Source organism: Pseudomonas sp. BW16M2, assembly GCF_014268865.1.
In the GTDB taxonomy this organism is placed as follows: Bacteria; Pseudomonadota; Gammaproteobacteria; order Pseudomonadales; family Pseudomonadaceae; genus Aquipseudomonas; species Aquipseudomonas peradeniyensis.
The window spans coordinates 237,364-252,432 of the sequence record NZ_JABWRI010000001.1 but is presented as its reverse complement, the minus strand read 5'-3'; the positions used below and the strand labels follow the sequence as shown (position 1 = coordinate 252,432).

Sequence of the window (15,069 nt, the reverse complement as noted above, 5' to 3'; positions counted from 1 at the left end):
TTAAACCTTGAGCAGCTCTGGATAGTCACTGAACCAATAGTCCAGGGCATCCTGATTGAGACCATGCTCACCGCGCCAGAAGTCCATCGGGTAGCTCCAATCCGACGAGCGCGCGCTACGTGGCGCCAGGCCGAGGTTGGTGTAGCGGTACAGCAGGCCTGGATGCTCTGGCGTCTGCAGTATTCCGCAGTGTCCCAGCAGGTCGAGGAACCCCCGGCCTTCTTCTTCGCTCATCTTGATACCGGGTAGTTTACGCAGCAGTTTGAGCAGGTCCTTGGGTTTGGTCACGGCAGGCACGTTACGGATCAGGTCCAGAATCGACACCATCAGGTCCAGGTCACCCGGCCCTTCTTTCGGCCCGACGTTATGCTCCTGCAACTGGAACGCGATATTGGAGGGGCTGCCGAAAAGCGCTGCGCCGATCAGAAAACGCACCCTGTTGAGGGCAATGAAGTTGACTTCGCGCTCCTTGAAGAAACTGCAGACCTGACAGTTCAGTTGGTCCTGCGCCGTGAAGGCGTGTTGCGGCAGGTGTGTCGCGCAAGCATAGGCCGACAGGGCCGCGCGCAGGTAGGCCTGGTTGCGCTCGACACCGGTGAGAAAGTTGGCGACCACCTCTTTCTTCACCACGGTCTCTCGCTCCTTGAACAGCCAGGTAAGCACCTGGTCATGGCTCATTCTGCGGGTCTCGGTCGCCAGGCCTGTGGCTACCAGCGCCGAGCTTGGTGGCTCGCTGGGATGCTGGGCCTTGAGGATCTTGCAAAGTTGTTCAGGAGTTGCAGTCATGTTCATTTCCCGCAGGAGCTTTTGTTGGCCTTGGGGGGCAGGGCGCCACGGCTGTCGAGCACGGGCAGTTGCGTGACTTTGCTGACACCGCGTGCCTTCAGGAAGTCGTTGGCGAGCGCTATTCGCTCGAGGCCAGGGTCTGTTTTCGCCTTGGCGTCGGAGATGCCGTAGATCTTGTTGCCTCGCACGTTCGGGTTCTTCCTGCCGAGCACTTCTCGCTCGCGGATCCCTGAGTCCTCGATGCCGCGTATCGTGTCGTAGTCGGTCCCAATCGGTGTCACGCGGTTGATGCGGTCACCTTCCTTGAGGCGTGGGCCGTCTGCGCCCTTGGTTTCCATATGTCGGCGTACCACGCCTTCGAGCGTATCGTTGTCCGAGGCTCGCCCGTTGTAATACGGGTTGCCTTTCTCGTCGGAAAGGAAATAGCTCCAGTCCAACCCGTGCGGATCTATCCCGCCGACAGGGTTCGGCGCGTAGCGGTACAGGTTGATGCCGCCTTCCAGGCCAATAGGGTCGGGCTGAGTGAAGCGGCCGCTCTGTGGGTCATAGTAGCGGAACAGGTTGTAGTGCAGGCCTGTCTCACGGTCCAGGTACTGACCTTGAAAGCGCAGGTTCTGCTGTTCGATGAAGTCGTCAGTCCTCCACTCGCGCAAGGTCATGCCCCAGGCGGAGCATTCGCCCTCCCAAGCCAGCGTGCCGTCACTGTCGGTCAGTTGCTCGGGCAGACCGTTGAAGGCGTTGTGGTAATGGAGCGTGCGTTGATGCGCACCTTGACCGTCGACACGTGCCAGGACTCTATAGCCCGGTTCATGGACATACAAAGTGAGATGGCCGTTGCAGCGCTCTTGCAGCAATTTGAGACCGTCCCAGCCAAAGTCGGTGCTGCCCAGCAGATTGCCCTGATTGTCGTGCTCGGTCTTGCCGATGCGGCGCCCGAGAGGGTCATAGTGCAGCTTGACGATGCGTTCGCGCCCGCCGCGCACAGAGCGCACCTGAACAAGGCGATGATGCTGGTCGTAGCTCATATGCTGTTCGCCATACAGCGTGCTGCGTTTTTCCGAGAGGCGTCCGAAACCGTCATAGCGGTAGTGGCGATCTTCCAGCTGTAGCAACTGGTCATGACGGGCGACTTGCCCAGCGTCGGGCACACGGTTTGCCGCCGCGTCATAGCGGTACTGTTCGTTTTGGCCTGGCAGCGGTCCCTGGTTGGCAAGCAGGCGATCCGTTGCGTCGTAATGCATCAGCAGCTGATGTTGATGATCGGGTTGCTGGCGCAGGTAGCGCACCAGATTGTCGCGATCATCGAAGTCGAAGCGCTGCTGCCAGGGCGCGGGCAGGTGTTCGTTGTGGTCGGTGTCCCAGCGCAGACGGGCGCTCGGCCGGCCACTGAGGTCATATTGGCTACGGGTCAGCAGCCGTCCCTGGGTTCGCGAGACCTCACGGTGCAGGCGATCGCGCTCGAAATCGCAGATCACCTGTCCGTCGATGTTGATCTGATGGAGGTGTCCCGAGCCATACACCAGGCGGTTCAGTTGGCGGCCATCGGGCAGCCGCGTCTGCAAGCGATTGTCCAGTGCGTCGTAGGTGTGCTCCAGCCTTCCGGCACTGTTGCTTTCGGCAGTGCGGCGTCCGCAGGCATCATGCTCGAACGCGACGCGTTGCACATTCCCCTGACGATCCTCGCTGATCACCTCCATCAACCGGTCCATCGGATCGAGACTGTAGGTAGTGCTGTCGTCCTCGGTAAGCAACGCAACCAGCCTGCCGGCGGCGTCACGTCGAAGGCGGTGATGGATCGGCGCCTCTCCGGCGCCCGGCGCCGGAATGAAGTCCATGGCGATGATCTGGCCGAGTCCATCGTACTGGTAGGCCTTGCGACTGCCATCCAGATTTTCATGCGCGGCCAGGCGGTTCGCCTCATCCCAGTTAAAACGATAGGACTCACCGTTGCTGTTGGTCAGTGCCACCAGCCGTGTGCAACGGTCATAGGTAAACAGTGTCGGACGGCCGAGGTTGTCCCGCTGCTCGATGAGCTGGCCATTCAGGTCATAGCGAAAATGCTCGGCGTTGCCGAGTGGATCGATGAAGCATTCGAGCAGGCCCGAGGCGGTGTACCGGTACTGGACAATGCGCCCATCCGCCAGCTCCTGGCTTATCCGACGTCCCAAGGCATCGTGTTGGAAGTGGCTGGTCTGGCCGAGGGCGTTGGTCAGACTCTGCAAATGGCCGCGCCGGTCGTAGCGCAACCGTGTGGCGTAGCCTGAGCAGTCCACCTGCTCGATCAGCAGACCTTGTTCGTTCCAGCGCTGACGTTGGCGCTTGCCCGTGGCGTCGATGGTTTCCAGCGGTAGGCCATGTTCGTCATGGCGGTAGCGCGTCACCTCGCCCAAGGGGTCGGTTTCGCGAATACAGTTGCCGTGCTGGTCGTAGCGATAGGTCCAGGTTGCCCCGGCGGCATTGGTTTCACTGCGAGGCAACGCCCAATGCTCGAGCCACTGGGTCGATTCACTGCGTCCCAACGGATCGATGGTTTCGCACAGGTTGCCGGATTCGTCGTAGCTGAAGCGCCATTCACCGCCTTCAGGATCGGTTGCGGCAAGCAGCTGGCGTTCATCGTTCCAGTGGAAGCGCCAGGTCTGGTCCAGCGCGTTGCTTGACTCGATGATCTGGAACTGCGCGTTCCAGCGCCGCACACTGGTGCGTAGCAGCGGGTCGGTGATGCAGGTGATGCCAGCCTCGATATCGTATTCGAAGTGATACTCGTCGCCGGCGTTGGTCCAGTGCCGGATCACCCGCCAGTCGTCCAGTTTCTGCCACTGGTAATGGCAAAGCAGGCCATTGGCTGTTTGATGCCCGACCATGCGCCGACCTTCGTCATACATGAATCGACGCTGCAATTGCCCCAGTGCATCGTGGACCTCGGCCAGATCGCCAGCGGCGTCGTAGCGATAGCTGGCGAGCGTTTCAGCATCGTCATCGACGAACACCCGTTCGATATGGCTGATTCGACGTGGCCAAGCGCCGCTGTAGTGCAGCTTGATCCGCACGCGGTCAAAGGTGTCGCGCAGCCACATCAGGCGCCCGAGATCGTCATAGTCCAGGTGGATGCGGTTGTCGTTGCGATCTCCCAGTTTCGCCAGACGGAGGTGGTTGGCGTCCTGTGGACTGGGTTCGAACAAACGATAGAGGCCGCTGCTGATGTCTTCGATCAGCAGCTCGCCATCAAGGGCGCGTCGCACGCTGATGCCTTCGCCAGCGCTGAAGACGGCGTCGCCGAGGGCGATCATGCCCATGTCGATGACGCGAGCTTGCTCGTCTGTATACAGCAGGCGGTCGTGCTCGACCCTCACAGACACTTCATAGGGGACGCTCCAGCCGGCACCGAACAGACCCTCGCGACGTTCGTCGCGACTGTTGTAGTAGCGCTGCCAGTCCAGTGGGATCATGGCCTGGAGGGTGAAGTCGAGGTCGTGTTCGTCGCTCAGGATCTTCGCGCCAGTAGGCGCGTGTACAGGGTTTGGCGAGCCGACGATGGCCGAAGTCAGGGCGGCGGTCACCTGGCTGCTGGCAAAACTGACCACGCCTCCGACGAGCATGCACCCAAACTTGCTATAAAACTTCCCCCCGCGCCCGCGCAACATCATCAACGCCGTAATCGCCAGGCCGATCCCCGGCGTCTTGCCGCTGCGGATCTCGCGCACCACGATCGGCCCGCCGCCGATGCGCACGTTGTTCGACACCAGCCCGCCATCGACGATCACCGCCTCGCAGGTGCTGCGATCGCCGCTGCGACAGGCCGGGTGGCCGTTGATCAGCACCTTGCTCGAGCCCTCGGCCAGGTACTGCGGCGGCATTGGCGGGTGCTTGGTGCACAGCACCTTGTCGTCGGGGGCTTCCTGAGTGTTGGGCGCGGGGCTGGCGACGGTCGGCCGCCACATCTGCGAGAAGAAGCCCTTGGCCATGTCGAGGAAGGTCTCTTCCTGTTCCTCGGCCTGCTCGCCACCGCCCCCGCCACTGGCCGGGGCCGAGGGGGCGGTCACCACCCCGGCCGCGCGCGCGGCGCGCTTGCCGTTGGTCTTGGTGTTGGGCGAGCCACTGACGATGGTGGCCTGCACGGTCGGCGGGAACAGGGCGTTGCCGATGCCCTCGCATAATCGACTGAGCCCGGTGTCCGCGCCGGTCTTGGCCATGACCACGCCGACCACCAGGCCCACCACCGCGCCGAGCACGAAGCAGCCCAGGCCGCCGGTGACCACGGTAATGCCCAGTGCCGCGGCCACCGCGGCGGTGGCCAGGGCGCCGATGGCGACGTTGGCGGCCACTTCCAGCACGCCGCCGATGATGTCGGCCATCACCGAGGTGTGCAGCAGCGCATCGCCTTCGCGGGCAGCCCAGAGTGCGTCGGACATCCGCTACGTCAGCCCAGGTTGTCGAAGGCGAGGGACTGCTTGAGCGCCGCCCAGTGCGTCGCCTCGGCCTCGCCCAGCGGGGTCGGCTTGACGTAGCTCAGGGCGAACATCTTGCGCGTACCCGGCAGCACCAGCGCCAGCTGGTACTGGTAGACCTTCTCCTGGCCCTTGCTGAACTGGCTGCTCAGCTCGATCGCCTCGATCGGCTGGGCCGCGCCCACCTGGGTGGCGCGGGCCGGCTGGAACTGCAGGTCCTTGACCTGCTGCTGCAGGCGCTGCAGCTGGCCGTCGAAGTTGCTCTGCAGGGTCTCGCCCTCTTCTAGCAGGCTGCGGCTGACGATCAGCGAGGTGCCCAGGGCCTCGAAGCGCAGGATGTTGATACTGGTGTCGCGCACCTGCGCGTCGGGCAGGGCGAAGCGGAATTCGTTGAGGCGGTAGCTCATGGTTCGGTCTCGTTACTTGCCGGCGGCGGGGAAGAGGGCCTTCACCGCGCCGTCGATGGCCGTTTTCACGCCCTGGTTGTTCGGGGCGGTCTGCGCGCCGCTGCCCACGTTCAGGTCAAGGGTGCCGCCGGTGTTGATCTCGGCGTCGGCGTTGGCGTGGAAGCTGAACTGCTCGCAGCTGATGTTGATCTGCCCGCTGGCGTTGAGCTCGATCACGCTCTTGCCGCAGACCAGGCGCAGGTTCTCGCCGACTTCGATCAGGTAGCTGGTGCTGACGCTGTCGGTCTTGCTGGCGCCGACCAGCAGCATGTCGTCGCGGCGCACGGCGCGGATGCGGTCCTGGCCGATGGTGATGGTCTCGAGCATGCCGACGGTCTGGTTGCGGTTGATGCCCACCGACAGCGTCTCGCTCTGCTCGACCACGGTGTCCATGTTGCGCTCGGCGTGCACGTACAGCTGTTCGGCGCCCTTCTTGTCCTCCATGCGGATTTCATTGAAGTTGGCCGGGCTGCCGCCCTTGCTCGAACGGCTCTTCATGCCGCTTTGCGTGGCGCTGCCGGGCAGGTCGTAGGGCACCGCCTGTTCGGCGTTGTACACCCGCCCGGTGATGATCGGCCGGTCGGGGTCGCCTTCGAGGAAGCTGACGATGACCTCCTGGCCGATCCGCGGCACCTGGATCGAGCCCCAGTTCTTGCCCGCCGTGGCTTGCGATACGCGGATCCAGCACGAGCTGTTCTCGTTGGACTGGTCGTGGCGGTCCCAGTGGAAGTGCACCTTGACCCGGCCGTACTGGTCGGTCCAGATCTCCTCGCCGGACGGGCCGACCACCACGGCGGTCTGCGGCCCCTTGACGATCGGCCGCAGGGTGCTGCCCACCGGGCGGTAGCTCTGCTGCGCGTCGATGCAACTGAGGTTGCTCTCGAACTGCGCCGCGCCGCTGCCGCCACCGCTTTCCAGGCGCTCCTGGTGCACGTAGTAGCGGGCGGCGACGATCAGGTACTCGCGGTTCTGATCCTGGCGGCTGAAGTTGCTCAGGCTGAACAGGTGCCCACTGCCCAGGCCCCGGGCATTGCCGCGCAGCTCGACCCGCTCGTGCAGGCTCTGCAGCGACTCCAGGCGGGTGCGGGCGTAGTGCTCGCCGTCCTGGGTCTGCTCGTAGGCACCGGGGTAGTCGTACAGCGGGTAGTCGCCGGCCTGGTGCGGGCGCGGCATGGCCGAGCGCACGTCGATGCGCGCGCTGGGGCGCTGGAAGTCATAGTCGTTGAGCTCCAGGGAGCCCGGCTGGACTTCCTGGGCCAGGTGCCAGTCGTTGATATGGTCGCGCTCGCGGTGCTGGCCGTCCGGCGGGTAGTAGGGCACGGTCTCGTAGCCCGGCGCCTTCTGGTGCGCGCCGTAGGCGTCGGCCAGCACCAGCACGTGGCGCTCCTGTTCGTGGCGGAAGAAGTAGTAGATGCCTTCCTCCTCCATCAGGCGGCTGACGAAGTCGAAGCTGGTCTCGCGGTACTGCACGCAGTACTCGCGCTCGCGGTAGTTGCGGCTGAGCAGGTCCTCGAAATCCGAGAAGCCCAGGTCGCGAAACACCTGCTTGATGATCTGCGGCGCGCTCAGGTGCTGGAAGATCCGGCAGTCGCTGGTGCGCGTCAGCAGCCACAGCCACGGACGCAGGGTGACCCGGTAGGCGGCGAACTGACCCTGGTCCACCGACTGGCTGCAGCGGGCGACGATGCCGTGGAAGTGCCGCGAGCTGCCGACGCTCTGCTGCACGCTCAGGCTCATGGGCTTGCCCAGCAGCTGGTTGAGGTCGATGGCCGGGTCGTCGCTGGTCAGCTGCAGCTCGTAGTCGAACAGGCGGCCGAGCTCCTCGCTGCCGCCCATCTCGGCAAGGATCAGCTTGTCCGGCCCCAGGGGGCTGTTGATCTGCGCCAGGCGCGTGAACTGCTTGAACAGCATGGTCGGTCCTGTCAGTCGGCGGCGCCGAAGTCATAGTGCAGGTCGTTGTCGCGGCGGCTGATGCTGACGCTGGCCAGCTGCTTGCCCTCGAGCAGGCGGGTCAGGAACTCGCGGCTCATGTCCGGCAGCAGGCCGTTGGTGAGGATGGCGTCGATCATGCGGCCACCGCTTTCGGTCTCGGTGCAGCGCGAGACGATCAGTTCGACCACGCCGTCGTCGTAGGCGAAGCCGACTTTGTGGGTGCCTTCCACGCGCTTGCGGATGCGCTCCAGCTGCAGGCGGGTGATGGCCTTGAGCATGGCGTCGCTGAGCGGGTAGTAGGGGATGGTCACCAGGCGGCCGAGCAGCGCCGGCGGGAAGATCTCCAGCAGCGGCTTGCGCAGCGAGGTGGCCACGGCCTCAGGGTTGGGCAGGGCCTGCGGGTCCTTGCAGATGTTGGCGATCAGCTCGGTGCCGGCGTTGGTGGTGAGCAGGATCAGGGTGTTGCGAAAATCGATCTGGCGACCTTCGCCGTCTTCCATCACGCCCTTGTCGAACACCTGGAAGAAGATCTCGTGCACGTCGGGGTGGGCTTTCTCCACCTCGTCCAGCAGCACCACGCTGTACGGGCGACGGCGCACCGCTTCGGTCAGCACGCCGCCCTCGCCGTAGCCGACGTAGCCGGGTGGCGCGCCCTTGAGGGTGGAGACGGTGTGGGCTTCCTGGAACTCGCTCATGTTGATGGTGATCAGGTTCTGTTCGCCGCCGTACATGGCCTCGGCCAGGGCCAGCGCGGTCTCGGTCTTGCCCACCCCGGAGGTGCCGGCGAGCATGAACACGCCGATCGGCTTGTTCGGGTTGTCGAGGCCGGCGCGGGAGGTCTGGATGCGCTTGGCGATCATCTTCAGCGCGTGGTCCTGGCCGATGATGCGCTTGGCCAGGTGGCTGTCGAGGTTGAGCACGGTCTCGATCTCGTTGCGCGCCATGCGGCCCACCGGGATGCCGGTCCAGTCGGCGACCACCGAGGCCACCGCCTGGTAGTCCACGGTCGGCAGGATCAGCGGGCTTTCGCCTTGCAGCTGGCTCAGACGCTGCTGCAGGTCGACGAGTTTTTCGCGCAGTTCATGGCTGCCCTGCACGTCCACTTCCTGATCGACCACGCCGACCTGTTCACGTAGTTGCGCGCGGGTGGCCAGCAGCTCGTCGACCAGGGCTTTCTCTTCGGCCCAGCGGCTCTCGAGGGCGGCCAGGCGCTCGCGTTCCTCGGTCAGCAGGTTGTCGGCCTGGGCCTGGCGCTGCTCGGTCTTGACGCCGATGGCGGCTTCGCGGGCAATGATCTGCAGTTCCACCTCCAGCGCCTCGATGCGCCGACGGCTGTCGTCCACCTCGGCCGGCACCGCGTGCAGGCTGATGGCGACGCGGGCGCAGGCGGTGTCGAGCAGGCTCACCGACTTGTCCGGCAGCTGGCGCGCCGGGATGTAGCGGTGCGACAGCTTCACGGCGGCTTCCAACGCTTCGTCGAGGATCTGCACCTGGTGGTGCTTCTCCATGGTCGAGGCCACGCCGCGCATCATCAGCAGTGCCTTGGCCTCGCTCGGCTCGTCGACCTGGACTACCTGGAAGCGGCGGGTCAGGGCCGGGTCCTTCTCGATGTGTTTCTTGTACTCGGCCCAGGTGGTCGCGGCCACGGTGCGCAGGCTGCCACGGGCCAGGGCCGGCTTGAGCAGGTTGGCGGCGTCACCGGTGCCAGCCGCGCCGCCGGCGCCGACCAGGGTGTGGGCTTCGTCGATGAACAGGATGATCGGCTTGGGCGAGGCTTGCACGTCCTCGATCACCTGGCGCAGGCGCTGTTCGAACTCGCCCTTCATGCTGGCGCCGGCCTGCAGCAGGCCGACGTCCAGGCTGCGCAGCTCGACGTCCTTCAGTGCCGGCGGCACGTCGCCGGCGACGATGCGCAGGGCGAAGCCTTCGACCACGGCGGTCTTGCCGACGCCGGCCTCGCCGGTGAGGATCGGGTTGTTCTGGCGGCGGCGCATGAGGATGTCGACCAGCTGGCGGATCTCCTCGTCACGGCCGACGATGGGGTCGAGCTTGCCGCTGCGGGCCTGCTCGGTGAGGTCGACGGTGAAGCGCTTGAGCGCCTCCTGCTTGCCCATCGCCGCCGGGGCCACGGCGCCACTGGCCTCGCCCGGCGCGGCGGCGCTGAAACCGTCGCTGGCGGCCAGGTTGTTTTCCGGCGAGTCGCCAACGTATTCGTCGAAACGCTCGCTCAGGGCTTCGATCTTCAGCTTGGCGAACTCGCTGGACAGTCCCAGCAGCGCGTTGCGCAGGCTCGGGGTCTTGAGGATGCCGACCAGCAGGTAGCCGGTGCGCACCTGGCTTTCGCCGAACATCAGGCTGCCGTAGACCCAGCCGCGCTCGACGGCCTCTTCCACCTGGGAGGACAGGTCGGTGATCGAGGTCGAGCCCCGTGGCAGGCGGTCCAGGGCGTCGGTCAGGTCGCGGGCCAGGCGCGCCGGCTCGACATTGAACTGGCGGATGATGCGGTGCAGGTCGCTGTCCTGCAGTTGCAGCAGCTGGTGCAGCCAGTGCGCCAGCTCGACATAGGGGTTGCCCCGCAGCTTGCAGAACACCGTGGCGGCCTCGATGGCCTTGTAGGCGACGCTGTTGAGTTTGCCGAACAGCGCGGCGCGGCTGATTTCACCCATGGTCCTGACTCCTTGTGAGGGGGGCGGCGACTGGCTGGTCGGCGTAGTACCGGGCCAGCTTCAGGTCGCGTGCATCGTGCGAGGGGCGGCCGAGCCAGGTGTCGAACCCCAGGCGCTGACCGGCATTGAGTTGCAGCGCGGGCACCTGGCCCTGCGCGAGGATGAGGTTGAGGTCCCAGTCCAGTTCCTGGCCCAGGTACTCGGCGACCCAGGCCGCCAGCTCGACGAACGCCTGCCCGCCGGGGAGCAGGGCGTGGTACTGGTCGAGGGTCAGCGGGCCCAGGCACAGGCGGAACTTGTGCTGGCGGTCCCAGACGTAGCGGCCCAGGCACAGGTCGACGCCCAGGCGGTTGGCGCGTACGCCGAGCTGGCTGCGCTCGGGCAGCTCCAGCCACTGGCCGACGTACTCCTCGAGCTTTACCGGCACGCCGAAATAGCTCGACAGGATGCTGCACAGGCCGTCCGGGTAGCGGGTCTGCGCCGCCAGGTGGCCGGACCAGTGCAGCTTGGCGCTGTCGGCCAGCGGCCCCTGGCCTTGCAGTTCCGGCTGGCCGCGGCCGCTGAGGGCTGCCAGGCGCGCGGCCCAGTAGTCGTCGCCGGGGCGGTCGTGGCTGACGGTCGGCCGGGCCTCGGCCCAGGCGCGGTAGAACAGGCTCAGCAGGCGGTGGTGGAAGATGTCGAGGAAGCGCTTGCTGGTCGGGTCGGCGTGGTTGCGCTGGCGCTCGCGCATGTACTCGGTCAGGTGTAGCGGCAGCGGACCATTGGGGCCGCCGAGGCCGAAGAAGAATTGCTCCAGGCGCGCCGGCTGATCGTCGTTGGCCGTGACCGAGGCCAGCGTCGCCGGGGCGAAGCTGCAATCCAGGCGCTGGCCCAGGCGCACCGGTTCGTCGGCCAGGCGCAGCGAATGGCCGAAGCGCGGCAGCTCGGGGTTTTCCGCCTCGAGGCGGCGCAAGGCCTGGAAGAAATCGTACTCCCAGGGCTGCGCCTGCATGGCCTGTAGCGTGCTCACAGGGTCGGCCTGCGCCCGGGCTTGGCGTTCCAGCGCATGATCTCGCCACGTTCGCTGGTGCGCAGCACGGTTTCGGTGAAGCTGTTGATCGACACGTAGCGGGTCAGGAAACGCTCGAATACTGCGCCCAGGAGAAACACGCCGGTGCCGCGGAAGGCGTTTTCGTCGAACGTCAGGGTGATCTCCAGGCCGCGGCCGAAGACGATCGGCCCGGGCATCGGCAGACGCCGGGTGCAGGGCTTGCAGCTGACCTCGCGCAGGCCGTCGATCTGCAGTTGCAGGGCACTGTCCTGCTGGTCGCCGTACAGGCGCAGCAGTTCGCGCAGGGCGGCGGCGCCCTGGCCCTGTTCGGCCAGGGACAGGTAGTTCAGCGACAGTTGGCTGATCAGGCGCCAGGCCCGGTTGTCGTGGGCATGGCTGGCCTTCGGTCGACTGGGGCCGGCCAGGCAGCGCACGGCGGACACCGGCGCGCTGTCGGCCAGGCTGAAGTCGCTGCGCCCGTCGCCGACGTTCATGAACAGCGGCAGGTCGCGGTTGCTGCACAGCGCGCTGATGCCCAACTGGCGCAGGTCGTGGCGGTACGGCGCCTGGTGGCCGTCGACCAGGCTGACGAAGGTCTCGCTGCCCATGTAGCTGGAGCGCGTGCCGTTGCGTCGCTGCTCGCTGGACAGCACCCGTGGCTCGCGGCGGACGATGTAGTAGGCCTGGTCGCGGCCGTAGCGCGACGGGTCGCGCACGGCATAGAACGGCAGGAACGCCTGGTCCGGCCCGGAGCCGTGGCCGCTGACCTGCTGCAATGAGTGGATCTCGAAATCGGTGGGCCGGGTGCGGTCGGCGATCACATGGTGCTCGTGGACCCGGTCGGTCAGGTGGATACGGTCGACCCGGCGCGGGAACAGGTTGATCGCCGGGGTGCAGAACGGCACGAACTGCGCGCTGCCCACGCTGCTTTCCAGTGCGGGGTCGAAGCGCTCGAACAGCACCAGCAGCTCCAGTTCCTGGCCATCGCAACGTTTGACCGCGCGCTCCAGTCCGGCGAAATCGACGAACAGGAAACGCTGCGGCAGGGCGAAGTACTCCTGCAACAGGCGATAGCCCTGGAACGCCTGGGGGACCACCGGCAACGCCGCTTCGCGGTCGTCGAAGCCGCACGGCAGCAAGGCCTGCTCGACCGGGATGCGCTCGACCCAGTCGGCCCCGGGCTGGCGCACGAACACCGCGCAGGCGCTGCCCAGCAGTTGCTCGTACAAGCGGAATGGGGTTTCGTCGGCGCCATTGAGGTACAGCGGCAGGTGCGTCAGCGGCAGGCTGTTGAAGGGGATTTCCGCGCCGCTGCGCAAGCTCAGGCGCAGGCCGGCACGGGCCTTCGGTTCGCTGGCGGCCAGGCGCCCGAGCACGGCGCCGGGGTTGCCGAAGTATTCGGCGCGGGCCACCTGCAGCGGCCACAGGGTCACATCCTGGGTGCTGCGGAATTCGCACGGTGTCTGCGAGTTGCGGCCAAGGTTGGCGCGCAGCACGCTGTCGCGGGGCAGTTGGAAACCAGCGGCCAGCGAGCCCTCGTCGGGGTCGGTCTGCAGTTGCACCACGGTCATCGACGGGGTCGGCGCCAGGTAGTGCGGGTAGGCGATTTCCAGCAGGTTGTGGGTGAAGGTCGGGTACTCGGCGTCGAGTTTCAGCTGCACCCGCGCGGTGAGGTAGGCGAAGCCTTCCAGCAGGCGCTCGACATAGGGATCGGCGCATTCGATCCCGGACAGCGTCAGGCGCCCGGCGATCTTCGGGTATTCCTTGGCGAACTCGGCGGCACCCTCGCGGATGTGCTGCAGTTCCTGGTTGTACAGTTCGAGCAGGCGCGGGTTCATGCGCGTCTCCGGCGGTCGGCGGGGGCCACGCGCACGTGCCCGGACTCCAGGTCCACGTCGGTCTGCAACAGCAGCGGCAGGGCCGCCGGCTGGGCCCACAGGTCACCTTCGATCTCGAAGCTCAGGGCGTTGGCGTTCATCTCGCCCGGCGCGGCCTGGGCGCGCACCTTCAGGGTATGGGCGAGGATGCGCGGCTCGTAGGTGGCGATGGCCTGGTGGATGATGCGCTCGAGCGCGTTGAGGTCGATGTTCGACGCGCTGTTGCCGGCCAGGGCCGGCAGGCCGTAGTTGATCACCGAGGCGCCGGCCGGGGAATTCAGCGTGGCGCCGGTGTCGAGCAGCGAGGTGGTGTTGAGCAGCCAGGCCAGGTCGCGCAGCACCGAGGCCTTGAGCTGCTGCAGGCTGAGCACGCGCTTGTCGGGGGCTTCCTGCGGGTTGCCCGGGTCGTCGTCGGTCAGGCGATCCAGCAGCGAGGGCTGCAGGCGGTCGCGGGTGGCGATCTCGGCTACCACTGGAACATCCCTGTGAACATTTTCTGGTCTTCGAAACCGGTGTCGCAGGACGCGCTCGGCGCTGGCGTGGAGGCTTCCAGGCCGGCCGGGGTCAGGCGCACGGCGCGCGAGGTCTTCAGGCATTCGCCCTTGAGCGTCGGGTGTGGCTGTACATGGGTCACCAGCACGATCGGCACACCGTCGAACTGCTCGACCCGGGCCTTGCCGGCGCGATCGGGGCTCAGGCCGCAGGGCCATGGCATGTCCAGCGCCAGGCGCTGTTCGCCGCGATCGAGCACGCACTGACCGGCGTTCTCGGTCAGCTTCACGGTCTGCCCGCCCAGGTTCGCCTGGTCCAGCAGTTCGGCGTCGGCGCAGGCGCTCAGGGCCAGCAGCAGGGCGCCGGCCAAGGCCACGCGCTTCATGTCAGCTCCCAGAACCAGACCTGCTTCGACTGGTAGTTCTGATCGGAGAAGCCTTTGGTCAGGCCGCGGTTCCACAGGTCGATATGGTCGCCCGTGCGGTTTTCCTGGCTTTGCCCGGTGCGGGCGAAGCAGTCCTTGTAGAAGATGATCCCGGTCTTGGCCTTGAGCTTGTCGCGCTCCTGGGCGCTGCCGCCGATGCGCTGCGGGCGTCCCAGCTGGCGCTCCAGCCAGTTGGCCAGGGATTCGGCGCCACGGGCATGGCCATGGGCGCACTTGGGTTCGGTATAGGTCGATTTGTTGACCTTGAGGCTCATCTCGCCGTTGAGCGCGATGCTCATGCGGATGGCGCACTGGTTGTCCCACGGACCATCGCAGGGCGAGGACACTTTCGGATAGGCATTCCACAGGTTGATGAAAGAAGGCTTGGCCATGATGTTCACCGTGGGCGGGTGAGGCGTGGAGAAGGGCGCCCGCGCCGCCTGGGGCGGCACGGGCGTGGTCGGTCACATCTTGACGTTGGAGCGGATGTTCCAGCCGTACTTGATCGGGCCGCCTTCCTTGGTGCCGTCGGCCTTCTGCGGCTGGTAGTCGACGGTGACCTTGGCGAAGTTCAGGGTCACGTTCTCGGTCAGGCGGTCGTCGCTGCCCGAGCCGCCGGTGCTCAGCGAGCTGACGATCACCTCTTCGAGGTTGATGATCAGGTACTCGACCTGGCTTTCACCGCCGGCCTTGCGCACGGTCAGCTTGACCTTGTCGATGTGCTTGCCGCTGGAGCAGTGGGCCATCAGGTTGGGGCTGGACTTGTCGATGTACTTGGTGATCGACAGGTCCTGGATGTTGACCTTGCCCGAACCGCCGCCGCTGCCCATGTGCATGTTGCCGGACTGGGACATGCCCCAGCTCCAGTTGAGCACGTCGATTTCGTCCTTGTGGGCCTTGTCGTGGGACTCGCCCTTGATGTCGCCGATCTTGATGAAAATATCTACAGCCATGATGTCCTCGGGATTTCC

Annotated in this window: 11 protein-coding genes; all 11 read right to left on the bottom strand. The window is 65.9% G+C overall.

The window, feature by feature from the left end; genetic code table 11:
• Positions 1-786 carry a hypothetical protein gene (locus HU735_RS01075; RefSeq protein WP_186712087.1) on the bottom strand — a complete coding sequence of 262 codons (786 nt, stop codon included), beginning with the start codon at positions 784-786 and terminating at the stop codon, positions 1-3.
• A gap of 2 nt (positions 787-788) precedes the next feature.
• Positions 789-5,195, bottom strand: coding sequence for an RHS repeat-associated core domain-containing protein (locus HU735_RS01070; protein WP_186712086.1), 4,407 nt, complete (start codon positions 5,193-5,195; stop codon positions 789-791).
• Between the two features lie 8 nt (positions 5,196-5,203).
• Entirely contained in the window at positions 5,204-5,638 is a 435-nt protein-coding gene (locus HU735_RS01065) for a DcrB-related protein (protein WP_050703360.1), read from the bottom strand.
• 12 nt (positions 5,639-5,650) lie between these two features.
• Entirely contained in the window at positions 5,651-7,588 is a 1,938-nt protein-coding gene (locus HU735_RS01060) for a type VI secretion system tip protein VgrG (protein ID WP_186712085.1), read from the bottom strand.
• 11 nt (positions 7,589-7,599) lie between these two features.
• Complete coding sequence (gene tssH, locus HU735_RS01055) at positions 7,600-10,275, bottom strand: type VI secretion system ATPase TssH (protein WP_186712084.1); 2,676 nt, start codon at positions 10,273-10,275, stop codon at positions 7,600-7,602.
• Positions 10,268-11,317 (bottom strand): type VI secretion system baseplate subunit TssG, encoded by a 1,050-nt coding sequence (tssG, locus tag HU735_RS01050; protein WP_186712324.1) that lies wholly within the window; start codon positions 11,315-11,317, stop codon positions 10,268-10,270. The genes tssH and tssG overlap by 8 nt, the downstream gene beginning before the upstream one ends.
• Positions 11,281-13,143 carry a type VI secretion system baseplate subunit TssF gene (gene tssF, locus HU735_RS01045; RefSeq protein ID WP_186712083.1) on the bottom strand — a complete coding sequence of 621 codons (1,863 nt, stop codon included), beginning with the start codon at positions 13,141-13,143 and terminating at the stop codon, positions 11,281-11,283. Before tssF ends, tssG begins: the two co-directional genes overlap by 37 nt.
• A complete protein-coding gene (gene tssE / locus HU735_RS01040; protein WP_038707176.1) occupies positions 13,140-13,655 on the bottom strand; it encodes a type VI secretion system baseplate subunit TssE in 516 nt (171 codons plus the stop codon). Before tssE ends, tssF begins: the two co-directional genes overlap by 4 nt.
• Positions 13,649-14,059, bottom strand: coding sequence for a hypothetical protein (locus HU735_RS26970; protein ID WP_186712082.1), 411 nt, complete (start codon positions 14,057-14,059; stop codon positions 13,649-13,651). The genes tssE and HU735_RS26970 overlap by 7 nt, the downstream gene beginning before the upstream one ends.
• A complete protein-coding gene (locus HU735_RS01030; RefSeq protein WP_028689174.1) occupies positions 14,056-14,490 on the bottom strand; it encodes a type VI secretion system amidase effector protein Tae4 in 435 nt (144 codons plus the stop codon). Before HU735_RS01030 ends, HU735_RS26970 begins: the two co-directional genes overlap by 4 nt.
• Before the next feature lie 72 nt (positions 14,491-14,562).
• Positions 14,563-15,051, bottom strand: a complete 489-nt coding sequence (locus tag HU735_RS01025) for a type VI secretion system tube protein Hcp (protein WP_050703365.1) — start codon at positions 15,049-15,051, stop codon at positions 14,563-14,565.
• Between the last annotated feature and the right edge of the window lie 18 nt (positions 15,052-15,069).

Excerpts from the sequence above, each read along its gene's own strand:
- HU735_RS01075 (WP_186712087.1), bottom strand. The coding sequence starts at position 786 with ATGACTGCAACTCCTGAACAACTTTGCAAGATCCTCAAGGCCCAGCAT.
- HU735_RS01070 (WP_186712086.1), bottom strand. The coding sequence starts at position 5,195 with ATGTCCGACGCACTCTGGGCTGCCCGCGAAGGCGATGCGCTGCTGCAC.
- HU735_RS01065 (WP_050703360.1), bottom strand. The coding sequence starts at position 5,638 with ATGAGCTACCGCCTCAACGAATTCCGCTTCGCCCTGCCCGACGCGCAG.
- HU735_RS01060 (WP_186712085.1), bottom strand. The coding sequence starts at position 7,588 with ATGCTGTTCAAGCAGTTCACGCGCCTGGCGCAGATCAACAGCCCCCTG.
- tssH (WP_186712084.1), bottom strand. The coding sequence starts at position 10,275 with ATGGGTGAAATCAGCCGCGCCGCGCTGTTCGGCAAACTCAACAGCGTC.
- tssF (WP_186712083.1), bottom strand. The coding sequence starts at position 13,143 with ATGAACCCGCGCCTGCTCGAACTGTACAACCAGGAACTGCAGCACATC.
- HU735_RS26970 (WP_186712082.1), bottom strand. The coding sequence starts at position 14,059 with ATGAAGCGCGTGGCCTTGGCCGGCGCCCTGCTGCTGGCCCTGAGCGCC.
- HU735_RS01030 (WP_028689174.1), bottom strand. The coding sequence starts at position 14,490 with ATGGCCAAGCCTTCTTTCATCAACCTGTGGAATGCCTATCCGAAAGTG.
- HU735_RS01025 (WP_050703365.1), bottom strand. The coding sequence starts at position 15,051 with ATGGCTGTAGATATTTTCATCAAGATCGGCGACATCAAGGGCGAGTCC.